The 1407-nt window shown below is 67.0% G+C and carries 2 protein-coding genes; one reads left to right on the top strand and one right to left on the bottom strand.

The window, feature by feature from the left end:
• Positions 1-567: DNA-binding response regulator (locus ABY44_RS07755; protein ID WP_431641058.1), on the bottom strand; the 567-nt coding region annotated here is incomplete at its 3' end.
• A 398-nt stretch (positions 568-965) separates the two neighbouring features.
• On the opposite strand from ABY44_RS07755, the gene ABY44_RS07760 reads away from it, so the two are divergent.
• Positions 966-1407, top strand: a 442-nt coding sequence (locus ABY44_RS07760) for a hypothetical protein (protein WP_431641059.1), incomplete at its 3' end; no start/stop codon positions are given.

Here is a 1407-nt window from a genome sequence, read left to right on the forward strand (position 1 = left end):
GATCTTCTGCGCACTGACCGTCTGCTTGCCCTTGCTCAGACGCTGCGCGATCGTCTTGATCGGCACCCCCGACAGATACAGGCGAATGACCTCGATCTCGCGCGCCGACAGCTTCACGGGCGCCTCGCCGCGCTCGCCGGCCGCATCGACCGCGCGCCTGACGAGCGGCGACAGGTAGTGCCCGCCGCTGTAGCTCGAATGAATGGCCGTGACGATATGGCCGACCTCGTCGAACTTGCTGACGACGCTCACGCCGCCGATCGCGAGGATCGACCCGACGATCAGCGGATTCTCGTTCGCGACCAGCACGACGACCCCGACGTTCGGACGCGTGCGCCGCAGCCAGCCGAGCAGCCCGAGGCCGTCCATCTGCGCGTCCCCGCGGATCGCATAGTCGACCAGCACGACATCGCAGTCGACGCCGCCGAGCGACGCGGCCAGCTCGGCCACATTCCGGCATACCGCGACGAGCTCGATCGCGCAGGCGCTGCCTGCGACCTGCTCGATGCCGGCCAGCGTCAACGGCCAGTCGTACGCGAAGACGATGCGAACGTTGAATTTCCTCATGCGTGGTTCCCGGTGGTTCATCGGCCGCGCGACGCGGAGCGCGCACGGCCGGTTTGGCGTTGATCGGACGTTCAGGCTATTTTTAGCCTGCACACCGATTCTATGAAGCCGCACGCGGACGGGATATCGGACGGTAACGGGATTGGTCGTCAGGGACGTAATACGAGTTTGATATTTGCGCCGGTTCGAGCGGCCGTCCCGGAGCGGCCGGCATCTCGGAACATCGGCCGGATGGCCGGCTTGGCGGGCCACACGGGCCATCCGGCCGGCCAGCAGGTAAAATCGACGCCTTTGCATGCCGCGCCGGGCCGCCGGCGGCGAGCGACGCGCCGATGCCGGCCGCGCGCCACCGCCCCGTGCCCGCGCCCGTACTCCGGTGGCCCCGCCCCGCTTTCCTCATGACCGAATCCGACCTGCAATCCGACGACACCTCCATCCACGAAGACGGCCTCTGGCGCGACAACGGCTGGACGGCCCGCATCATCAAGAACGAAGACGACGACGGCTGGGCCGTCGAAATGATCAAGGACGGCGAGTCCGAGCCCGCGCTCGTCGGGCCGTGGACCATGGGCCGCGACAAGAAGAACCCCAAGCCGATGGACGCGAACGCGTTCCGCACGCTCGTGAAGACCGCGAGCGAGGTGCTGATGCGCCACGAGCAGCAGCGGCGCGCGATGCTGCACAAGGAAGTGACGGTTCAGGGCGAGGACGGCCAGGATGTGTCGGTGACGCTCGACATCGTGCCGGACGAATTCGAGCCGTACGCGCAGCTCAAGGCATTCGATCCGTATGGCGAGCTGCTGGCCGAAGCCAAGGTGTCGGCCGGTTTCAAGCTCAACA

The organism is Burkholderia sp. ZZQ-2, from assembly GCF_050768715.1.
Taxonomy (GTDB): domain Bacteria; phylum Pseudomonadota; class Gammaproteobacteria; order Burkholderiales; family Burkholderiaceae; genus Burkholderia; species Burkholderia cepacia.